Source organism: Onishia taeanensis (assembly GCF_900100755.1).
In the GTDB taxonomy this organism is placed as follows: Bacteria; Pseudomonadota; Gammaproteobacteria; order Pseudomonadales; family Halomonadaceae; genus Onishia; species Onishia taeanensis.
In genome coordinates this window covers 14,497-33,127 of sequence record NZ_FNCI01000014.1, presented here as the reverse complement: position 1 = coordinate 33,127, position 18,631 = coordinate 14,497, and the positions used below count along the sequence as shown (strand labels likewise).

16 protein-coding genes are annotated in these 18,631 nt (G+C 65.8%); 7 read left to right on the top strand and 9 right to left on the bottom strand.

From position 1 onward, the window contains the following. Nucleotides 1–78 precede the first annotated feature (78 nt). The 4 genes from ahcY to BLR71_RS14390 all read left to right on the top strand — a co-directional run bounded on the left by ahcY (nt 79) and on the right by BLR71_RS14390 (nt 4,078). On the top strand, nt 79–1,488 hold the full coding sequence (gene ahcY / locus BLR71_RS14405) for an adenosylhomocysteinase (RefSeq protein ID WP_217629340.1): 1,410 nt from the start codon (nt 79–81) through the stop codon (nt 1,486–1,488). 84 nt (nt 1,489–1,572) lie between these two features. Then, complete coding sequence (locus BLR71_RS14400; RefSeq protein ID WP_092527956.1) at nt 1,573–2,235, top strand: glutathione S-transferase family protein; 663 nt, start codon at nt 1,573–1,575, stop codon at nt 2,233–2,235. A gap of 144 nt (nt 2,236–2,379) precedes the next feature. Further along, on the top strand, nt 2,380–3,198 hold the full coding sequence (locus BLR71_RS14395) for a UDP-2,3-diacylglucosamine diphosphatase (protein WP_092527953.1): 819 nt from the start codon (nt 2,380–2,382) through the stop codon (nt 3,196–3,198). A 121-nt stretch (nt 3,199–3,319) separates the two neighbouring features. Further along, nucleotides 3,320–4,078, top strand: a complete 759-nt coding sequence (locus tag BLR71_RS14390; protein WP_092527950.1) for a helix-turn-helix transcriptional regulator — start codon at nt 3,320–3,322, stop codon at nt 4,076–4,078. Here the strand turns inward: BLR71_RS14390 and BLR71_RS14385 are convergent. Continuing rightward, nucleotides 4,039–4,980 (bottom strand): AEC family transporter, encoded by a 942-nt coding sequence (locus tag BLR71_RS14385; RefSeq protein ID WP_092527947.1) that lies wholly within the window; start codon nt 4,978–4,980, stop codon nt 4,039–4,041. The two genes, BLR71_RS14390 and BLR71_RS14385, sit on opposite strands and share 40 nt — an antisense overlap. Before the next feature lie 224 nt (nt 4,981–5,204). Between BLR71_RS14385 and yddG the strand changes: the two genes are divergently transcribed. Continuing rightward, a complete protein-coding gene (gene yddG / locus BLR71_RS14380; protein ID WP_092527944.1) occupies nt 5,205–6,116 on the top strand; it encodes an aromatic amino acid exporter YddG in 912 nt (303 codons plus the stop codon). Between the two features lie 239 nt (nt 6,117–6,355). After that, nucleotides 6,356–7,204 (top strand): methylenetetrahydrofolate reductase [NAD(P)H], encoded by an 849-nt coding sequence (gene metF / locus BLR71_RS14375; protein WP_092527941.1) that lies wholly within the window; start codon nt 6,356–6,358, stop codon nt 7,202–7,204. Between the two features lie 174 nt (nt 7,205–7,378). Here metF and BLR71_RS14370 read toward each other — a convergent pair whose 3' ends face one another. The 7 genes from BLR71_RS14370 to BLR71_RS14340 form a co-directional block, all read right to left on the bottom strand. Continuing rightward, nucleotides 7,379–9,574 carry a TRAP transporter permease gene (locus BLR71_RS14370; RefSeq protein ID WP_092527938.1) on the bottom strand — a complete coding sequence of 732 codons (2,196 nt, stop codon included), beginning with the start codon at nt 9,572–9,574 and terminating at the stop codon, nt 7,379–7,381. Nucleotides 9,575–9,656: 82 nt separating this feature from the next. Continuing rightward, on the bottom strand, nt 9,657–10,676 hold the full coding sequence (locus BLR71_RS14365; protein WP_092527935.1) for a TAXI family TRAP transporter solute-binding subunit: 1,020 nt from the start codon (nt 10,674–10,676) through the stop codon (nt 9,657–9,659). Between the two features lie 235 nt (nt 10,677–10,911). Continuing rightward, on the bottom strand, nt 10,912–11,154 hold the full coding sequence (locus tag BLR71_RS14360; RefSeq protein WP_092527913.1) for a formate dehydrogenase subunit delta: 243 nt from the start codon (nt 11,152–11,154) through the stop codon (nt 10,912–10,914). Between the two features lie 10 nt (nt 11,155–11,164). Then, nucleotides 11,165–12,007 carry a formate dehydrogenase accessory sulfurtransferase FdhD gene (fdhD, locus tag BLR71_RS14355; RefSeq protein WP_092527910.1) on the bottom strand — a complete coding sequence of 281 codons (843 nt, stop codon included), beginning with the start codon at nt 12,005–12,007 and terminating at the stop codon, nt 11,165–11,167. Further along, nucleotides 12,004–14,883 carry a formate dehydrogenase subunit alpha gene (gene fdhF / locus BLR71_RS14350; RefSeq protein ID WP_092527907.1) on the bottom strand — a complete coding sequence of 960 codons (2,880 nt, stop codon included), beginning with the start codon at nt 14,881–14,883 and terminating at the stop codon, nt 12,004–12,006. The genes fdhD and fdhF overlap by 4 nt, the downstream gene beginning before the upstream one ends. Further along, nucleotides 14,880–16,436 carry a formate dehydrogenase beta subunit gene (locus BLR71_RS14345; protein ID WP_092527904.1) on the bottom strand — a complete coding sequence of 519 codons (1,557 nt, stop codon included), beginning with the start codon at nt 16,434–16,436 and terminating at the stop codon, nt 14,880–14,882. Before BLR71_RS14345 ends, fdhF begins: the two co-directional genes overlap by 4 nt. Further along, nucleotides 16,433–16,927, bottom strand: coding sequence for a formate dehydrogenase subunit gamma (locus tag BLR71_RS14340; RefSeq protein WP_092527901.1), 495 nt, complete (start codon nt 16,925–16,927; stop codon nt 16,433–16,435). Before BLR71_RS14340 ends, BLR71_RS14345 begins: the two co-directional genes overlap by 4 nt. A gap of 130 nt (nt 16,928–17,057) precedes the next feature. Here BLR71_RS14340 and BLR71_RS14335 point away from each other — a divergent pair, with 130 nt between their 5' ends. After that, nucleotides 17,058–18,122, top strand: coding sequence for a substrate-binding domain-containing protein (locus tag BLR71_RS14335; RefSeq protein ID WP_092527898.1), 1,065 nt, complete (start codon nt 17,058–17,060; stop codon nt 18,120–18,122). Between the two features lie 202 nt (nt 18,123–18,324). On the opposite strand, the gene BLR71_RS14330 is transcribed toward BLR71_RS14335, so the two are convergent. Next, nucleotides 18,325–18,567: a YheV family putative zinc ribbon protein gene (locus BLR71_RS14330; protein WP_092527895.1), complete on the bottom strand. Its 243-nt coding sequence runs from the start codon at nt 18,565–18,567 to the stop codon at nt 18,325–18,327. Nucleotides 18,568–18,631 lie beyond the last annotated feature (64 nt).

Sequence of the window (18,631 nt, the reverse complement as noted above, 5' to 3'; positions counted from 1 at the left end):
CGGGTAAGCCTCCTATATTAGGTGGCAGTACTGCTGTCAGGTATTCGTCCCCTCTCGCTTCGTTGACCGAGGTGCCGCATGAATCAAGCCGCCATGTCCGCTGTACCCGTCGGTGATCACAAGGTTGCCGACCCCTCCCTGGCCGATTGGGGCCGCCGCGAGATTCGTATCGCCGAGACGGAAATGCCGGCGCTGATGAAGATCCGCGAGAAATACCGTGGCGCCCAGCCGCTGGCCGGTGCGCGGATCAGCGGCTGCATCCACATGACCATTCAGACCGCGGTGCTGATCGAGACCCTGGTCGCGCTGGGGGCCAGCGTGCGCTGGTCGTCCTGCAATATCTTCTCCACCCAGGATCATGCCGCCGCCGCGATCGCCGCGGCGGGCATTCCGGTGTTCGCCTGGAAGGGCGAGACCGAGGAAGAATTCTGGTGGTGCATCGAGCAGACCGTCGAGGGCCCCGATGGCTGGCGGCCCAATCTGGTACTCGACGACGGCGGCGACCTCACGGCGCTGCTGCACGAGCAACGCCCCGAGCTGCTGGAGCGGATTCACGGCATCTCGGAGGAGACCACCACCGGCGTGCATCGCCTCCACGAGATGCTGCGCGATGGCCGGCTCAAGGTGCCGGCCATCAACGTAAACGATGCGGTCACCAAGTCGAAGAACGACAACAAGTACGGCTGCCGCCATTCCCTGTCGGATGCCATCAAGCGCGGCCTCGACCATCTGCTGGCCGGCAAGCAGGCGCTGGTGGTGGGTTATGGCGATGTCGGCAAGGGCTCGGCGGCCTCGCTGCGCCAGGAAGGCATGATCGTCAAGGTCTCGGAGATCGACCCGATCTGCGCCATGCAGGCCTGCATGGACGGCTACGAGGTGGTGTCCCCCTATCTCGAGGGCCATAACGGCGGCGCGTCCAGTATCGACCGGGCCCTGCTCGGCAAGATCGACCTGGTGGTCACCGCCACCGGCAATATCGACGCCTGCGATGCGTCGATGCTCGAGGCCCTCAAGAAAGGGGCCGTGGTGTGCAACATCGGCCACTTCGACAGCGAAATCGATACCGCCTATATGCGCCGCCAGTGGCACTGGGAAGAGGTCAAGCCGCAGGTTCACAAGGTCTATCGTGACAGCGCGCCGGGCGACTTCGATCCCGAAAGCGACGATTACCTGCTGCTGCTCGCCGAGGGTCGGCTGGTCAACCTGGGCAACGCCACCGGCCATCCGTCGCGGATCATGGACGGCTCCTTCGCCAACCAGGTGCTGGCGCAGATTCACCTGTTCGCCGGCCGTTTCGCCGACCTGCCACCGGACGAACGCGCGGCTGCCCTGACGCTGTCCGTGCTGCCTCGCCATCTCGACGAGGAGGTCGCACGTTACATGGTCGGAGGTTTCGGCGGGGTGGTCACGCGCATGACCGAGGCGCAGGCAGACTATCTGGGCCTCGCCCCAGAGGGCCCCTTCAAACCGGATAGCTATCGCTACTAGCCACGCTTGAGGGGGCGTCGGCGTCGTCGGCCATGGCCAGCCCCCGGCAGGCGGGCATTGATTCCCAGCCAAGGAGCAGTCCAGATGACCGAGTCGGTCCATATCGTCGGCCCCCAGTTCAGTAATTTCGTGCGCAGCGTTCAGCTGTGTTGCGAGGAGAAGGGCATTCCCTACAGCCTGGGCGCCGAGATCGCAGGCCACCCCATGGCGCTGCACTCAGCCGAGCACTATGCGCTGCACCCTTTCGGCAAGGTGCCCATCCTGCTGCACGGTGAGCGACGCTTGGTCGAGACAGCCAGCATCTGCCGCTATCTGGACGCGGCCTTCGAGGGGCCCGCCCTGCAGCCGGAAGCGACCTGGCAGCGGGCGCAGGTCGACCAATGGAGCGGGCTGCTCGCCCTCTACGTCGATCAGGCTTTGGTGCGCCGCTACCTGCTGGAGTTCGTGTTTCCCAAAGGAGAAGGCGGAACCGTTCGCCTGGATGCCGTGGCGGCGGCGCAGCCGGAGGTGGTGCGCAATATCAACCTGCTGGAGCAGCAGCTGGCCGAGGGTGACTATCTGGTGGGTGATGACTTCACGATCGCCGATGCCATTGCCGCGCCGATGCTCGACTATCTGGCCGGTATGCCCGCCGCCAAGGACATCCTGGCCGAGACGCCGCGCCTGATGGCCTATATCGAGCGGCTACGGGCTCGGCCTGCGGTGGCCAAGGTGCTGGTGGCGCCGGATTTAGGAGCCAGAACTTAGCCGGCCCGCGCAAGGCGATGCGGGTGGCTGGCGGTGCCTGGCGAATCCAGGCCGTAGCGAATTGTCACGGTATCGTCACCGCCACGCCATAGGGGCGTCATGGCAGGGCTTCATGGTTAAGGGGCGTTCGAAGGAGGCCGCCCCATGACTGACTCGCCCATTGCCTTGCCCGACTCTCGTACCCTGTTCATTTCTGACCTGCACATGGGGACGCCGGACTGCCAGGCCGCCCTGCTCGATAGCCTGCTGCGCCGGGTGCGCCCCAAGCGGCTCTATCTGGTCGGCGACATCATCGACCTGATCGCCATGCGCAAACGTGCGGTGCTGCCCAGCGCCCAGCAGCGTCTGGTGGCGCGGGTGCTGCGCCTGGCCCGCGGTGGCTGCGAGGTCATCTACATTCCCGGCAACCACGATGCCGCCCTGCGCAAGCTGTGTGGTCTCAAACTCTACAACGTGCGAATCGAACGGCGCATGATCCACGTCACGGCCGACAACCGGCGCCTGCTGGTCAGCCACGGCGACGAGTTCGACACTCATGTGCGCATGGCCCCCTGGATGATGGCGCTTGGTGATGGCATGCACCAGTTCGTGCTGTCGCTGAACCGCTGGTGCAACCATGGCCGCCGCCTGTTGGGAATGCCCTACTGGTCGCTTGCCGCTGCTTTGAAAAACCAGGTGGGGGCGGCGCGTCGCTACGTCGAGCAGTTCGAACAGGCGGCTCTGCATCAGGCCGCTCGAGAAGGTCTCGATGGCTATATCGGTGGGCATATCCACAAGGCCGGCTTCGCCACGAGGCCTGGCGTGCTGTACTGCAACGACGGTGACTGGGTCGAGCACTGCACGGCGCTGATGGAAGACGGCGAGGGTCGGCTCAGCCTGATCGACTGGCAGGGGCGGGTAATCGACAAGGAACCGGCGGTCGAGCCGCGTCCCATGGTGGAACCGTCGCTGGCCCGGGCCTGATCGTCTGGGCGCTTTTCCAGGCGGCTGCTTTCCGGGGCCGCTCATCGGCCCCTCTTGCTCCTGCTCATTGAACGGCCTTGTGCGTCGCTGGGGGTATGCTTCAATGAGGCAGGAGGTTGTCATGACCGTTACCGATTCCCCAGCGTCTCCCCTTATCGCCGTACGCTCCTATCCGGACCGCGTGCTCAGCGACCGCCATGGCTATCACCAGCTGCTGCTCGGGCTCGAGGGCGCGGTGGAGCTGGAAGTGGCCGGCCGTGGCCGGCGCGTCGAGCCCGGCCTACTGGTGCCGATTCCCTCGGGCGATACCCATCATTATCTGGCCCCGCAGGATAACCGTACCCTGGTGCTCGACCTGCCGGAGGCCTGGTGCGAGACCCTGGCTCTGGACGATGGTCTGACGGCGCAGGTTAGACGTATATCGCCTGCGCTGATGGCAGGGGCGCGACAACTCGAGGAAGGCGATTCGGCGGCGCTGGCCGCCTGGGTCGCTGGTGCGTTGAGGATGCCGGCGCACAGGGCCGGTGAGCCGCGGCTGCGCTTACTGCGTCTGCTGCCCGAGATCGAAGCCGACCTGGCGCAGCGCTGGCGAGTTCGCGACTGGGCGGCCCGCTGTCACCTGGCCGAGGCGGCCTTTGCTCGTCAGTTTCATGCCCTGACCGGCCGCTCGCCGCATGCCTGGCTGGTCGAGCGGCGCTTGGCCAAGGCCATGACGCTGCTGGCCGAGACCTCAGCAAGCATCACCGAGATCGCCCTGGCCTGCGGCTTTGGCGATACCGCCCATTTCTCGCGTACTTTCCGTGACCGTCAGGGCCTCTCGCCGCGGGCCTGGCGGCAGGCTCAGCCTGGCGCCACCAGCGCCAGCAACCCTTCCAGATAGAACGGCATCACCAGCGGGGCGATCAGGGTGCTGATCAGTACGGCCACGGCGGCCTTCTCGGCCCGGCTACCGAGCTCCATGGCTACCACCACCAGGTTGGCGGCCAGCGGTACGACCCCGACCAGCAGCAGCGCTAGCGCCAGTTCATCATCGATGCCGATCGTCGCCTGCAGGGCCAGGACGGCCCCCAGGCTGACCAGCGGCCAGAGCCCGAAACGCACCGCCAGCGAGGCACCGATAAAGCGCGGATCAAGCTCGCTGAAGCGGACTCGCCCAAGGGTCATGCCGATGATCATCATGCCAAGCAGGGTGTAGGTGGGCGGGAAGACCTCGGCCCCTTCCATCAGTGCGTCCGGCAGTGGCAGCGACAGACCGCTGACCACCAGGGCGATGAGAAAGGCATAAATCAGTGGCAGGCGCAGGATCTTGTGCAGGCTCTCTCGCACCGAGAAGCGGCCTCGGGCGCTCACATAGAAGCCCAGCGTGAATTCATAGAGGTTCATGCCCAGTAGGCAAAACAGGTACTGGGTTACGCCCTCGGGTGACAGCAGCACCATGGCCACCGGTAGCCCGAAGTAGCCGGTGTTGGCGGTGCCGGCGGAGAAGGCCAGCAGTGAGGCTTCCTCGGCGGCGAAGAAGGGGCGGGCGAGTCGGCCGACCAGCAGACACATCAGGCTGGCGATGACGAACACCCCCAGCGTCAGCAGCAGATAGGCCGGGGTAGGGCCGCCCAATACCAGGCCGCGAAAGACCGTGACCGGGGCGATTACGTAGATCAGCAGGCTGGCAATCGGGCGTGGGTCGAGGGATAGCTGCCGGGCACAGATCACCCCCAGGCCAACGAAGGCCAGCAGCATCCACAGCGGCGCCATCAGGGTGGCGCCAAGGTCGAGCTCCGCCATCGGTATCTCCTGATATAAAAATCACATCATGCCTGCCAGCTGTCCGCCTGTCAGGATATTAAATGTCTGACGCCCTACCTTTCATGTGGCTTATCTGTCATTAACATCATCCGCGGACGATTCGACCGGCGAGGGTCAGGATTCGACAAGTTCTCGGCGCGGGCTTCTGTAAGGCTAGGGGGCTGATTGTCACCCTGCGTCAACTCGCCTTCAGGAGCCATACCATGACCGATGCCACGCCCCCCGACTCACGCGCCACCGCCATCGGGGCGACGACCGTGCTCAACTGGGCGCTGCTGGCGGCCCTGACCCAACTGGCCGGCCCGGTTCCGCCATTTCTGCTCACGTCCTTGGCCTTCGCGGTCGCCTTCGTCTGTTTTGCCGTCTGGCTGACCCTGCGCGGCGAGTCGCTCACCGTGGCGATGCGACTACCGCCGACGGTTTGGGCGCTGGGGGTTGGCGGGCTGTTCGGCTATCACGCCCTCTACTTCGTGGCCCAGCAGAACGCCCCGGCGGCCAATGCTGGCCTGATCAGCTACCTGTGGCCGCTTCTGATCGTGCTGTTCGTGGCGCTGTTGCCCGGGGAGCGCTTGAAGGCCGTGCATGTGATCGGCGCCCTGCTTGGCTTCGCCGGTGCGGCCCTGCTGATCGGCGGCGATGTCTCCGGGGAGGGCTCGGTGCTTGGTTACGGGGCGGCGGTCGCCTGTGCCTTCCTGTGGAGCGGCTATTCGGTGCTGTCTCGGGCCGTGCGCCAAGTGCCGACCGCGGCCGTGGGCGGTTTCTGCCTGGTCACCGCGGTGCTGGCCGCACTGGGCCACCTGCTGTTCGAACCGTCGCGCTGGCCCGAGGGGCTGGGGTGGCTGGGCGTGCTGGGGCTCGGCCTGGGCCCAGTTGGCAGCGCCTTCTTCACCTGGGACCGGGGCGTCAAACATGGCGATCTGCGCCTGCTGGGGCTGCTGTCCTACTTTACGCCGCTGCTCTCGACCCTGGTGCTGATCGCCTGCGGCTATGCCGAGCCGACCGGCTCACTGGCCCTGGCAGCCGGGCTGATCACCCTTGGCATGTTGATCGGCAGCGGCTGGCTGCGCCGGCCGTTGCGGCGTGGCGGCTCGCCGGGTGTCTCGCATAAGCGTTAGACCTGACGGTTATGCTTGCTCGGGTTTTTATATGAATGAAATCGATACAGGAGCGGTGAAACTTTCATTAGTCGGGGCGCAAGGGGGGCGTCACAATGAGCCTATCTCACTAGGCCTTGCCGGCCTGCTCTGCCCTCATCCGTTGCCCTGCGTAGCCAAGCGGGACAGCGGATGGAGGCGAGACTATCAAGAATACACAGCGAGAGTCGCCGTACAGGTGACCGACGAGGGTTGAATCCATGAGCGCACACGAGCATCCGCTAGGCATCAGTTTCGAGTTCTTTCCGCCCAATACCGAGGCGGGCAAGGAAAAACTGCTGGGAGTGCGCGATGCTCTGGCCGCCCGCGACCCGCGCTTCTTCTCGGTGACCTACGGCGCCGGCGGCTCGACCCAGGCTCGCACCACCCAGACCGTCAAATCGGTGCGCGAGTCCGGCATCAACACGGCGCCGCACCTGTCCTGCATCGGCAGCGACAAGGGCGCGATACGTGAACTCCTGGCCCAGTACCGCGAGGATGACATCAATAGCCTGGTGGCGCTGCGCGGCGACCTGCCTTCAGGCATGGGCGGAGGCGGTATTGGTGAGCTGCGCTACGCCAACGAGCTGGTCGAATTCATCCGTGAGGAGACCGGCAATCACTTCGAGATCGCCGTCGCCGCCTACCCGGAAAGCCACCCCCAAGCGCAGAACTTCGAGCGCGATCTTGAAAACTTCGCGCGAAAGGTCAAGGCCGGCGCCAACCTCGCCATCACCCAGTACTTCTTCAACCCGGACGCCTATTTCCACTTCGTCGAACGGGCACGCAAGCTGGGTGTCGAGGTGCCGATCATCCCCGGCATCATGCCGATCACCAACTACACCAAGCTGGCGCGCTTCTCGGATGCCTGCGGGGCGGATATTCCGCGCTGGGTCCGCAAGCAGCTCGAGGCCTACGGCGACGACAGCGCGAGCATTCAGGCCTTCGGCGAAGAAGTGGTCACCCGCCTGTGCGAGCGGCTGCTCGACGGCGGCGCACCGGGCTTGCACTTCTATACCCTCAACCAGGCCCAGGCCTCGCTGAAGGTGTTGGACAACCTTCGCGCCTGAATCACTTGTTGATCAGGGAGAAGGGTTAGCGGTCAGAGGCACAACGTAACGGGGCCCCGCCATTGGCGGGGCCCCGTTACGTTGTAGAGCCTAGCGAAGATGTGGGGCGCAGAGAGAGAAGCCTGAACCGGCCCCGCTACCCTGACGGGGAGCGGGGCGGTATCAGGGGCTTGCTCAGGAACTTGCCGTGGCGCCGTTGCCGCCGGCTCCCTTGCTGCGCTGCATCAGGAAGATGGCGCCGCCGATGGCGATACCGGCCAGGTCGCTGATCATGCCGCCGTAGATCATGCAGATGGCACCTGCCAACAGCACCAGACGGATCAGGCCGTTGATGTGGCCGAAGAACCATGCCTGTACCGAGGCCGCCAGCAGCACGATACCGAGCGTCGCGGTAACGCCGACCCGCAGGATCTGAATCCAGGAGCCTTCCATCAGGATGCCCGGGCTGTAGAAGAACATGAAGGGCACGATGTAGGCGGCCAGGCCGATCTTGAACGAGGTCACCGAGGTCTGCATGGCATTGGCGCCCGAGATACCCGAGGCCGCGTAGGAGGCCAGGGCCACTGGCGGGGTAATCGCCGACACCACCGCGAAGTAGAACACGAAGAAGTGGGCGATCAGCGGCTGGATGCCGATATCGATCAGGCCAGGCGCCACTACCGATGCCGCCACCGCGTAGGCCGCCGTGGTCGGCATGCCCATGCCCAGCAGGATCGAGATACACATGGCGAAGAACAGCGCCAGCAGCTGGCTGACACCGGCCAGGCCGAGCAGCAGCGAGGAGAAGCGCGCGCCAACGCCGGTCAGCGAAATCACGCCGACGATGATGCCGGCACAGGCGCAGACGGCGATGATCTGGATGGCCATGGTGCTGGCCAGTTCCATCGCCTTGAGAATGGCGCGGATGCCCATCTTGTTAGGCGAAATCCAGCTCACCACGGCGGCCGAGGCGGTCGCTAGGGTACCGGCGCGGATCACCGAATAGCCCATGAACAGCGCGACGATCAGGATGATGATCGGGGCGAACAGGTAGACCTGCTTGATGAGCTTCGAGAACAGCGGAATCTCGTCCTTGCGCATGCCGCGCATGCCCTTCTGGGCCGCCTCGAAGTCGACCATGAAGTAGACGGAGGCGAAGTACAGGATCGAGGGGATGATCGCGGCAATGGCGATCTCGGTATACGGGATACCGGTGATCTCGGCCATGATGAAGGCACCGGCGCCCATGATCGGCGGCATGATCTGGCCACCGGTCGAGGCTGCGGCCTCAATGGCGCCGGCACTGCGCGCGGGGTAGCCGACCTTCTTCATCAGCGGGATGGTCAGCGAGCCGGTGGATACCACGTTACCGGCGCTGGTGCCGTTGATCATGCCCATCAGGCCGGAGGCGAAGATCGCCACCTTGGCCGGGCCGCCACGGGCACGCCCGGCGCAGGCGAAGGCGAAGTTGACGAAGTAGTCGCCGACTTTAGAGGCCTGCAGGAAGGCGGCGAAGATGATGAACAGAATAATGTAAGTCGAGGACACCGCCGTGGTCGGGCCAAGGATACCGGCATCGGTATAGACCTGGCTGAAGAAGCGGCCTACCGAGAGCCCAGGATAGCCAAGGAAGCCGGGTAGATAGGGGCCAGCGAACACATAGGTGAGGAAGACCGCGGCAATGATGACCAGCGCCAGGCCGGCGACGCGGCGGGTCAGCTCGAGAATCAGCAGCGAGCCGGCGATGGCCGCATAAGAAATGCCCATTGGGGCGAAGGGGGTGCCGGTCGACATGCGCAGCGGCGAGTTGTACATGACCAGCAAATAGCCGGCGCTGGCCAGGGCGCAGACCATCAGCACCAGATCCGGTGCGCTAAGGCCGTTACGGGCATGACGGGTGGCCCAGGATAGCAGGATGGCGATACCGGTGGCCGCAATCAGCGGCAGACCGAAGTGCCAGGCTTCGACACTGGGGTCGATACGCATAGCACCGCCGGCCATGGTTTGCTGCATCAGCACGACCTGGAGCAGCGCATAGAGGGCCGGCAGCAGCAGCAGGTAACCGAAGAGCCTGAGGCCACGGCTGCTGGCTGGGATGTTGTCATCGGCGAAACGAGTGCCCGCGTAAAGACCATAGCCGAGCACCAGGGCGCCGCAGATGTGCACGATGCGGAACGACCAAGTCTCGAGCGGATAGACGTTCAGCGAGACCAGGTGAAAGGTGGAGTAGAGAACGGCTGCGATACCGAATAGCCACCATTGCCAGCCGGTGAACAGGCGACGGTTGGCCTCGATGACATCCTCGTCGACGCCTTGGGCGAGGGCCTCGGGCGAGGAGGCAGAGGACGCGTTCGCCTCGGATGCCGGGCCCTTAGGTGATGACTTGCTCATGGGAGGTTCACCCTTGAGTGGAAGAAGGAGTCCCGGCCCTGGCAACGGAACCAGAGCCGGGAGGATGGTGCGTGTCAGCGGATCACTTGATCAGCGACGGGTCGATCTCGTAGCCGTTTTCTTCGTACCAGCGCGCGGCGCCCGGATGGAACGGCAATACCTGGTTCTTGTCGACGTTTTCCGGGATGGTGGTCGCGGCGCTGCGGTGCACGGACATCATCTTGTCGTTGTTCTCCATGGTGATCTTGGTCGCTTCGTAGACCAGATCTTCCGGCAGGTCGCAGCCGGCGATGGCGAAGTTCCACATGGAGACCGCGTTGGCATCTTCGTCCAGCGTGGAGTAGGTGCTGGCCGGGATGGTGAAGGGCGCGACCGGGAAGGCTTCAGCGGCCTTGGCCTGCTCTTCTTCGGTGAACTCGATGATGTTGACGTCGGTCTGCACCTCGAGCTGGCTGACGGCCGGAATCGGAATGCCGGCGGCGAAGGCGATGACGTCGACCAGGCCATCCTGCAGCTGGCCGCCCAGGTCATTCCAGCCGCCATTGCGGCGCTCGAAGTTCACGCCCAGCTCTTCGAGAATCTGCGGGAAGTAGGTGTCCGAGGTAGAGCCGGCCGGGCCGAAGCCGATGGTGGCGCCGTCCGGGATCTCGTCGATGGAGGTAATGCCGGAGCTCGACAGCGCGGCGATGGAGAACGGCGTCTCGTACATCGGGAACATGGCGCAGACGTTGTCCATCTTCAGCCCAGGTGCCAGCGGGCTCTTGCCGTTTACTGCGTCCGCAGCCGGGCCCATGGTGGTCAGGCCGAAGGCGATATCGCCACTGTGGACCAGCGCCAGGTTCTGGGTCGGGCCGCCGGTGATTTCGCCGCCGCCAGACAGGCCGAGTTCATCGGCGATCAGGTTGGCCCAGCCGGAGCCATAGACGAAGTAGGTGCCGCCCTGACTGGCGGTGCCCACGGTGAAGCTTTCCGGCCATTCACTGCGGTCGGCCTGGGCGGCGGTGGCCATCATCAGGCCGCCGAGCATCACGCCGGAGGCCAGGGCCAGGCGGCGAGTGGTGAGCGTGGTAGCAGCTTTGGAAGTGTGCTTGGTAGCTGACATGCGACGTCCTCTTTTATTGTTGCCTTGGGAGTGATCGTATTGGCGCCCTACATAGGGCAACCTGCATGCCATGTATTTAAAGTTCTCTTTTATATCAGTTGATTGAGAAAAACGTTTTCGACCAAGGTCGATAACGCTCGAGCGACGAATGTCCGGGAGTCCACACGAACCCCGGCGCCAAGGTGTGCGGATTGTCGCACACTCCAGGGCTGGCCCCCGGTTGCCCCTTAGGGCATCAGGCGGCCGGGGCGCCTCGGCGCTCGGCCAAGCGCGCCACGGCCTGGCGAGCCAGCGGCTCCAGGCCGCAGTCCGGCTCGTCCAGGCAGGCGACGATGCGCTGCTTCATGGCCCTGGCCCAGAATTTCTCCAGGTGGCTGCAGACACCCTCCACGGTGTCGGCGGTTTCCCGCCCACCGCTTAGATTGGCGGCGATCTGGTTCACCATATTGACCAGCGTCTGGCCTTGATCGTGTGACATTCTCGACTCCTTAACCGTGAGCCCGCACCGGCGCCATGCCGGCCGGGCGATGATAGACCAGGTGCCGGCCGGGACGGGCGAAACCGACCAGCATCAGCCCGGCCTGCTCGGCCTGCTCCACCGCCAGCGAAGTGGCCGCCGAGACGGCCACCAGGGCACCGATGCCGGCGCTGGCGCTCTTGTGCACCATCTCGTAGCTGGCCCGGCTCGAGACCAGCGCGAAGCCGCCTTCGCTCGGCCCCCCATCGCGGGCCAGGGCGCCGATCAGCTTGTCCAGGGCGTTGTGGCGGCCCACGTCCTCACGCACCAGGCGGATACGGCCGCTGGCGTCGCACCAGGCGGCGCCGTGGCTGGCGCCGGTAGCCGCCTGCAACGCCTGGTGGTCGGCCAGCGACCCCAGGGCGTGCTGGATGGCGGCATCGGTCAGCGCCGGGGCCTGGACCTTCGGAATCGGACGAATCGCCTGATCCAGTGCTTCGGTGCCGCACAGGCCGCAGCCGGTGCGACCGGCGAGGCTACGGCGGCGCTCCTTGAGCTCCGCCTGACGCTGGCTGGCGATGGTCAGGTGCACCGTCAGCCCCCGCGTGTCTTCCTGCACCTCCAGGTCGTAGCACTCGTGGGGGTGCGCGATGATGCCCTCAGTGAGGCTGAAGCCCAGCGCGAAGTCCACGAGGTCGGCGGGGCTTGCCATCATCACCGCATGCGAGATGCCGTTGTAGACCAGCGCCACCGGCACCTCGAGGGCCAGGGCGTCCTCGGCGTCGTCCCGATACCAGCCCGAGGCGCCGCGGTGCTCCTCGACGCGATGATGCGACAGGGGCAGAGCCGCGTCCGTCTGCGGGCGAGTCGTCATGATGCCGCCTCCCGGGCCGTGGCCAGGTGTTCGCGCTGCGCCCGGTCGACTTCATCGAAGCGGCGCTGCCATTCGGATGGCCGGCTGACCTTCTCCACCTGCACTGCGGTGACCTTGTACTCGGGGCAGTTGGTGGCCCAGTCGGAGCTGTCGGTGGTGATCACGTTGGCGCCGCTGCCCGGGTGGTGGAAGGTGGTATAGACCACGCCGGGCTGCATGCGCTCGCTTAGCCGCGCGCGCAGTACCGTCTGGCCCGCCCGGCTGGTGATGCCCAGCCAGTCGCCGTCCTTGATGCCGCGTACCTCGGCGTCGGACGGATGCACCTCGAGCACGTCCTCGTCGTGCCACACCTGGTTGTCGGTGCGCCGGGTCTGGGCGCCAACGTTGTATTGCGACAGGATCCGCCCGGTGGTCAGCAACAGCGGGAAGCGGCGGTTGCTGCGCTCCTCGGTGGCCACGTACTCGGTGATCGCGAAGCGGCCACGGCCGATCGGGAAGTCGACCTCGTGCATGGTCGGGGTGCCGATGGGGTGCTCGGCATTGCAGGGCCACTGCAGGCTGCCGCGCTCGTCGAGCTTTTGGTAGCTGACCCCGGCGAAGCTCGGCGTGAGCGTGGCGATCTCGTCCATGATCTCGGACGGATGGGTGTATTCCATCGGATAGCCCAGGGCGCGGGCCAGGTCGACGGTGACCTCCCAGTCGGCCTTGCCGGCCAGCGGCGGCATCACCTTGCGCACCCGGTTGATGCGACGCTCGGCGTTGGTGAAGGTGCCGTCCTTCTCCAGGAAGCTCGAGCCCGGCAGCAGCACGTGGGCATACTTGGCGGTCTCGTTGAGGAAGATGTCCTGAACGATCAGGCAGTCCAGCGCCGATAGCGCCGCCTCCACGTGCTGGGTGTTGGGGTCGGACTGGGCGATGTCCTCGCCCTGCACATAGAGCGCCTTGAAACTGCCCTCGATGGCGGCGTCGAACATGTTGGGGATGCGCAGTCCGGGCTCGTCGTCGAGCTCGACACCCCAGGCGGCCTCGAAGCGGCCACGGGCGGTGACGTCGGCGACGTGCTGGTAGCCCGGCAGCTCATGGGGGAAGGAGCCCATATCGCAGGAGCCCTGGACGTTGTTCTGGCCGCGCAGCGGGTTCACGCCCACGCCTTCTCGGCCGATGTTGCCGGTGGCCAGCGCCAGGTTGGCGATGCCCATCACCATGGTCGAGCCCTGGCTGTGTTCGGTGACGCCCAGGCCGTAATAGATGGCGCCGTTACCGGCGGTGGCGTAGGTGCGGGCGGCGCGACGCACGGCGTCGGCGGCCACGCCGGTGACCGCTTCGGAGGCCTCCGGGGAGTGACGCTCTTCCGCAATGAAGTCGCGCCAGGCCCGATACGCCTCGGTGTCGCAGCGGCTGGCGATAAAGTCCTGGTCTTCCAGCCCCTCCGCGATGACGACATGCGCCAGGGCGTTGATTAGCGCCACATTGGTGCCGGGGCGCAGCGGCAGGTGCTGGGCGTCCTCGAGGTGCGGGGTCTTGAGCAGGTCGATGCGCCGCGGGTCGGCGACGATCAGCGAGGCGCCCTGGCGCAGGCGCTTGCGCATCAGCGAGCCGAACACCGGGTGGGCGTCGGTGGGGTTGGCGCCGATCACGATGATGGTGTCGGCCTGCATCACCGAGTCGAAGGTCTGGGTGCCGGCGGACTCGCCCAGGGTGGTCTTGAGGCCATAGCCGGTGGGCGAGTGGCAGACCCGCGCACAGGTGTCGGTGTTGTTGTTGCCGAAGGCCGCGCGGATCAGCTTCTGCACCAGGTAGGTTTCCTCGTTGGTGCAGCGCGAGGAGGTGATGCCGCCGATGCTCTCGCGGCCGTGCTCGGATTGGATGGCCCTGAGGCGTTTGGCGGCGAAGGTGATGGCCTCGTCCCAGTCGACCGGACGCCAGGGCTGGTCGATGGCGTCGCGGATCATCGGCGTGGTGATGCGATCCTTGTGGGTGGCGTAGCCGAATGCGAAACGGCCTTTGACGCAAGAGTGGCCGTGGTTCGCATCGCCGCCCTTGTAGGGCACCATACGTATCAGCTTATCGCCCTTCATCTGGGCCTCGAAGGAGCAGCCCACGCCGCAGTAGGCGCAGGTAGTGATCACGCTGTGCTCGGGCTGGCCCGAGTCGATGACGCTCTTCTCCATCAGGGTCGAGGTCGGGCAGGCCTGGACACAGGCGCCGCAAGAAACGCACTCGGAGCCCATGAAGGCCTCGTCCTGACCGGCCGCCACCTTGGAATCGAAGCCGCGACCGTCGATGGTCAGCGCGAAGGTGCCCTGTACTTCCTCGCAGGCCCGCACGCAGCGCGAGCAGACGATGCACTTGCTGGGATCGAAGCTGAAGTAGGGGTTGGAGTGGTCCTTCTCTGCCTCCAGGTGGTTCTCGCCCGTAAAGCCGTAGCGCACTTCGCGCAGGCCCACCGCGCCGGCCATGTCCTGCAACTCGCAGTCGCCGTTGGCGGGGCAGGTCAGGCAGTCCAGCGGGTGGTCGGAGATGTAGAGCTCCATGACGTTGCGGCGCAGCCGGGCCAGGCGCTCATTCTGGGTGGTGACCTTCATGCCCTCGGCGACCGGGGTGGTGCAGGCCGCCGGCGTGCCGCGCTTGCCCTCGACCTGGACGGCGCACAGCCGGCAGGAGCCGAAGGCTTCCAGGCTGTCGGTGGCGCATAGCTTGGGAATGTTGATGTCGGCCAACGCCGCGGCGCGCAGCACCGAGGTGCCCTCGGGCACGGTGATCGCCACGCCGTCGATCTCGACGCTGACCGGGGCCGCGTCGGCGGCCGGCGGCGGGGTGCCGAGGTCCTTGGAAAACGCCTTGTCGTGCTGGCTGGGATCGAAGTGCTGAATCATGAGCGGTCTCCTTCCGGCGCACGCTGGAAGTCGTCGGGGAAGTGTTTCAGGGCGCTCTGCACCGGGAAGGGCGTCATTCCGCCCATGGCGCACAGCGAACCGTCTTCCATGGTCTCGCAGAGCTCGCCGAGCAGCGCGAGGTTGGCATCGCGGTTCTGGTTGGCGCGAATACGATCGATAACCTCCACGCCGCGGGTCGAGCCGATACGACAGGGGGTGCACTTGCCGCAGGATTCGACCTTGCAGAACTCCATCGAGAAGCGTGCCTGCTCGGCCATGTCGACGCTGTCGTCGAACATCACCACGCCGCCGTGGCCGACGCCCGCGCCGACCTCGGCGAAGGTCTCGTAGTCCAGCGGCATGTCCCACTGGCTCTCCGGCAGGTAGGCGCACAGCGGGCCGCCGACCTGTACGGCGCGTAGCGCTCGACCGCTGGCAGTGCCGCCGCCGAAGTCTTCCATCAGGGTGCGCAGGGTGGTGCCGAAGGCCAGCTCGATCAGGCCGCCACGCTTGACGTTGCCGGCCAACTGCAGTGCCAGGGTGCCCCGCGAGCGGCCCATGCCGTGATTGGCGTAGGCCTCGGCGCCTTCGGCCAGAATGAACGGTACGGCGGCCAGTGAGAGCACGTTATTGACCACGGTAGGGCGGCCAAACAGCCCCTCGATGGCGGGCAGCGGCGGCTTGAAACGTACCAGGCCGCGCTTGCCTTCGAGGCTTTCGAGTAACGAAGTTTCTTCACCGCAGATATAGGCCCCGGCGCCCAGGCGTACTTCCAGGTGGAAGGTGCGGCCGCTGCCGCGAAGATCGTCGCCGAGATAGCCGGCGGCTTCGGCGCGGGCGATGGCGGCATCGAGGACCTGCTTGGCAAGCGGATACTCGGAGCGCAGGTAGATGTAGCCCTGGGTGGCACCGACGGCGAGGCCGGCGATGGCCATGCCTTCGATCAGCATGTAGGGATCGCACTCCATCGCCAGGCGGTCGGCGAAGGTGCCGGAATCGCCCTCGTCGGCGTTGCAGACGATATATTTCTGGTCGGCGGGCGTGTCGAGCACGGTCTGCCACTTGATGCCGGTGGGGAAGGCGGCGCCGCCGCGACCACGCAGGCCGGAGGCTTTGACTTCCTCGACGATGTCCTGGGGCTCGCGGGTGAGGGCCGCTTCCAGGCCGCGGAAGCCGTCGTGGGCCAAATAATCGACGATCGACAGCGGGTCGGTGACGCCGATGCGGGCGAAGGTCAGGCGCTGCTGGCGGGCGAGATACGGAATCGCTTCGGTCAGGCCCTGCGCCAGCGGGTGGTTATCACTGCCCTCGAGCAGACCGGTATCGAGCAGCGCCGGTACGTCGCTGGGCGCCACTGGGCCATAGGCGACGCGGCCTGCCGGGGTTTCGACCTCGACCAGCGGCTCGAGCCAGGCCAGGCCGCGGGAGCCGTTGCGCACCAGGGTCAGCTCGAGGCCGCGTTGCTGGGCCTCGCGCTCCAGGCGCCTGGCCACGGCGTCGGCGCCCAAGGAGAGGGCGGTGGTGTCGCGGGGAACGAAGACGCGGACGCTCATCCGATCACCTCCAGGGGCTGGGTGCGTAGTTCGTCGACCAGGTCGTCGAAGGCCTCCGGCGTGATTCGGCCTCGGATCTCGTCATCGACGCGGATCGAGGGGCCGCAGGCGCAGTTACCCAGGCAGTAGACCGCCTCGAGGGTGATATCGCGATCCGCGGTGGTCTGGTGGTAGTCGACGCCGAGACGCTTCTTGGCATGGGCTTCCAGGGCGCGAGCGCCCACCGACTGGCAGGCCTCGGCCCGACAGACCTGCAGCACGTGGCGACCCGGCGGCGAGGTCCGGAAGTGGTGGTAGAAGCTGATCACGCCGTGCACCTCGGCGCGGGTCTGGCCCAACGACTCGGCCATGATCGGCACCGCGCCCTCGGGCACAAACCCGAAGCGGTCCTGGATGGCGTGCAGGATCGGCAGCAAGGCGCCGGGCTTGTGCTTCAGGGCGTCGATCTCGGCCTGGATCGCCTGGGGCGTCCACTCACGGGAATCGCTCATCGAGTCCCCCCGGTTAGTTATCGTTCTGGCTAGTTATGCACTCTTGTTCATATTATGGAGAGTGCGTGCGTCACAGTGTTTGTGAAGCTAGCATTGGTGTCTCAATCGCAAAATATGAAACTTTGTTCACATGAAGCGTATCCGCATCACGCCGGCCTGGTACTTCAGCGACGAGACCGGCAACCAGCTCGATCCCAAGCTGTTCGGCCTGCTCGAGGCGGTGCACCGGCACGGCAAACTGACTCGGGCCGCCGAGGACATCGGCGTCTCCTATCGCCACGCCTGGAATCTGCTCAACAAGTGGGGGGAGTTCTTCGGTATCGCGCTGGTTGACCTGGAACGGGGCAAGGGCGCGCAGCTCTCGCCGCTGGGCGAGAAGCTTTTGTGGGCCGAACAGCGGGTGATCGCTCGGCTCGGCCCTCAGTTGGAGAGCCTGGGCTCTGAGCTCAACCTGGCCATCCAGCAGACCCTGGAAGGCGTCAAGCCAGTGCTGAGGCTCTACGCCACCCATGGCTATGCCGTCGAGCTACTGCCCACCTATCTCGATGAGCTGCGCGTGGACCTTCAATACTGCAGTTCCCGCGAGGCGCTCTCGGCGCTGCATCGCGGCGCCTGCGATCTGGCCGGCTTCCATCTGCCCCGGGGAAAGGTCGGCGAGCGGGTGATCGGCGACTATCGCGACCTGCTCAAGCCGCGCAGCTACCGGGTCATCCGCTTCATCACCCGACGCCAGGGGCTGATGGTGGCGCCGGGCAATCCACTGGGCATCGAGGGCTTGAGTGATCTGGCCAAGGGCCAGGTGCGCTTTATCAATCGCCAGGTGGGCTCGGGCACCCGGGCACTGCTTGACGGCCTGCTGGAAGAAGAAGGGCTGGCGACGCGGCGCATCCGCGGCTATGAGCTCGAGGAATACACCCACTCGGCGGTGGCGGCCTATGTTGCCGCCGGCATGGCGGAGGTCGGTTTCGGCGTGGAGGCGGCGGCCCGGCGCTTCGGGCTCGATTTTCTGCCGCTGGCGCTGGAGGACTATCTGCTGGTTGGCCATCGGCGCAGCCTGACGGAGCCGAAGCTGAAGTCGCTGTGCGAGGTGCTGGCCGGCGAGGCCTTTCAGGCGGCAGTGGATGCGCTGCCAGGCTATTCGCCGGACCGTTGCGGTGAGGTGGAAAAGATCGAGGTGCTATTCAACGGCCCCTAGCTCGTAGCCGTAAGCCCGGTGCTCGGCGTACCGCCTTACGTCACCGGGCTGCCGGCTCCTGGGCGGTGGCAGTCACGGGCGTTTTTACAGTGGGTGCTTATAGCTGCGCTGGCATCAGATCAGCAGCGCAGCGGTTGCCGCAAGGCCGAGCACTAACACCCGGCGCGGCGGTCGCCGGCCGGGGAGGGAGTGGGGCATGGGCTCACCCCTTGGGGTCGAGGATCTTGACCGTCTGCACGTCCTGTTGCTGCTGCTCCTCGCGAACCCGGTTGACCCGTGTCTCCATCTCGGGGAGTGACTCGTCCTCGATGGGCAACTGTTCGAAGAAGTCGCAGCTCACGCAGTCACGGTAGCGAATGCCGTGCTGTTCCCAGCTGCGCACCCGGTCCATGGCCGCGCAGCGGGGGCAGATGACGCCGGCGATAAAGCGTTTGGTGACGGGCATTAGGTCTCCTGATTGGTAATGGGGTTAGTCAATGCCTGAAAAGTACTGTGCTCGTCCATACGGC

Coding starts and splice junctions, on each gene's coding strand:
- ahcY (WP_217629340.1), top strand. CDS start 79: ATGAATCAAGCCGCCATGTCCGCTGTACCCGTCGGTGATCACAAGGTT.
- BLR71_RS14400 (WP_092527956.1), top strand. CDS start 1,573: ATGACCGAGTCGGTCCATATCGTCGGCCCCCAGTTCAGTAATTTCGTG.
- BLR71_RS14395 (WP_092527953.1), top strand. CDS start 2,380: ATGACTGACTCGCCCATTGCCTTGCCCGACTCTCGTACCCTGTTCATT.
- BLR71_RS14390 (WP_092527950.1), top strand. CDS start 3,320: ATGACCGTTACCGATTCCCCAGCGTCTCCCCTTATCGCCGTACGCTCC.
- BLR71_RS14385 (WP_092527947.1), bottom strand. CDS start 4,980: ATGGCGGAGCTCGACCTTGGCGCCACCCTGATGGCGCCGCTGTGGATG.
- yddG (WP_092527944.1), top strand. CDS start 5,205: ATGACCGATGCCACGCCCCCCGACTCACGCGCCACCGCCATCGGGGCG.
- metF (WP_092527941.1), top strand. CDS start 6,356: ATGAGCGCACACGAGCATCCGCTAGGCATCAGTTTCGAGTTCTTTCCG.
- BLR71_RS14370 (WP_092527938.1), bottom strand. CDS start 9,574: ATGAGCAAGTCATCACCTAAGGGCCCGGCATCCGAGGCGAACGCGTCC.
- BLR71_RS14365 (WP_092527935.1), bottom strand. CDS start 10,676: ATGTCAGCTACCAAGCACACTTCCAAAGCTGCTACCACGCTCACCACT.
- BLR71_RS14360 (WP_092527913.1), bottom strand. CDS start 11,154: ATGTCACACGATCAAGGCCAGACGCTGGTCAATATGGTGAACCAGATC.
- fdhD (WP_092527910.1), bottom strand. CDS start 12,007: ATGACGACTCGCCCGCAGACGGACGCGGCTCTGCCCCTGTCGCATCAT.
- fdhF (WP_092527907.1), bottom strand. CDS start 14,883: ATGATTCAGCACTTCGATCCCAGCCAGCACGACAAGGCGTTTTCCAAG.
- BLR71_RS14345 (WP_092527904.1), bottom strand. CDS start 16,436: ATGAGCGTCCGCGTCTTCGTTCCCCGCGACACCACCGCCCTCTCCTTG.
- BLR71_RS14340 (WP_092527901.1), bottom strand. CDS start 16,927: ATGAGCGATTCCCGTGAGTGGACGCCCCAGGCGATCCAGGCCGAGATC.
- BLR71_RS14335 (WP_092527898.1), top strand. CDS start 17,058: ATGAAGCGTATCCGCATCACGCCGGCCTGGTACTTCAGCGACGAGACC.
- BLR71_RS14330 (WP_092527895.1), bottom strand. CDS start 18,567: ATGCCCGTCACCAAACGCTTTATCGCCGGCGTCATCTGCCCCCGCTGC.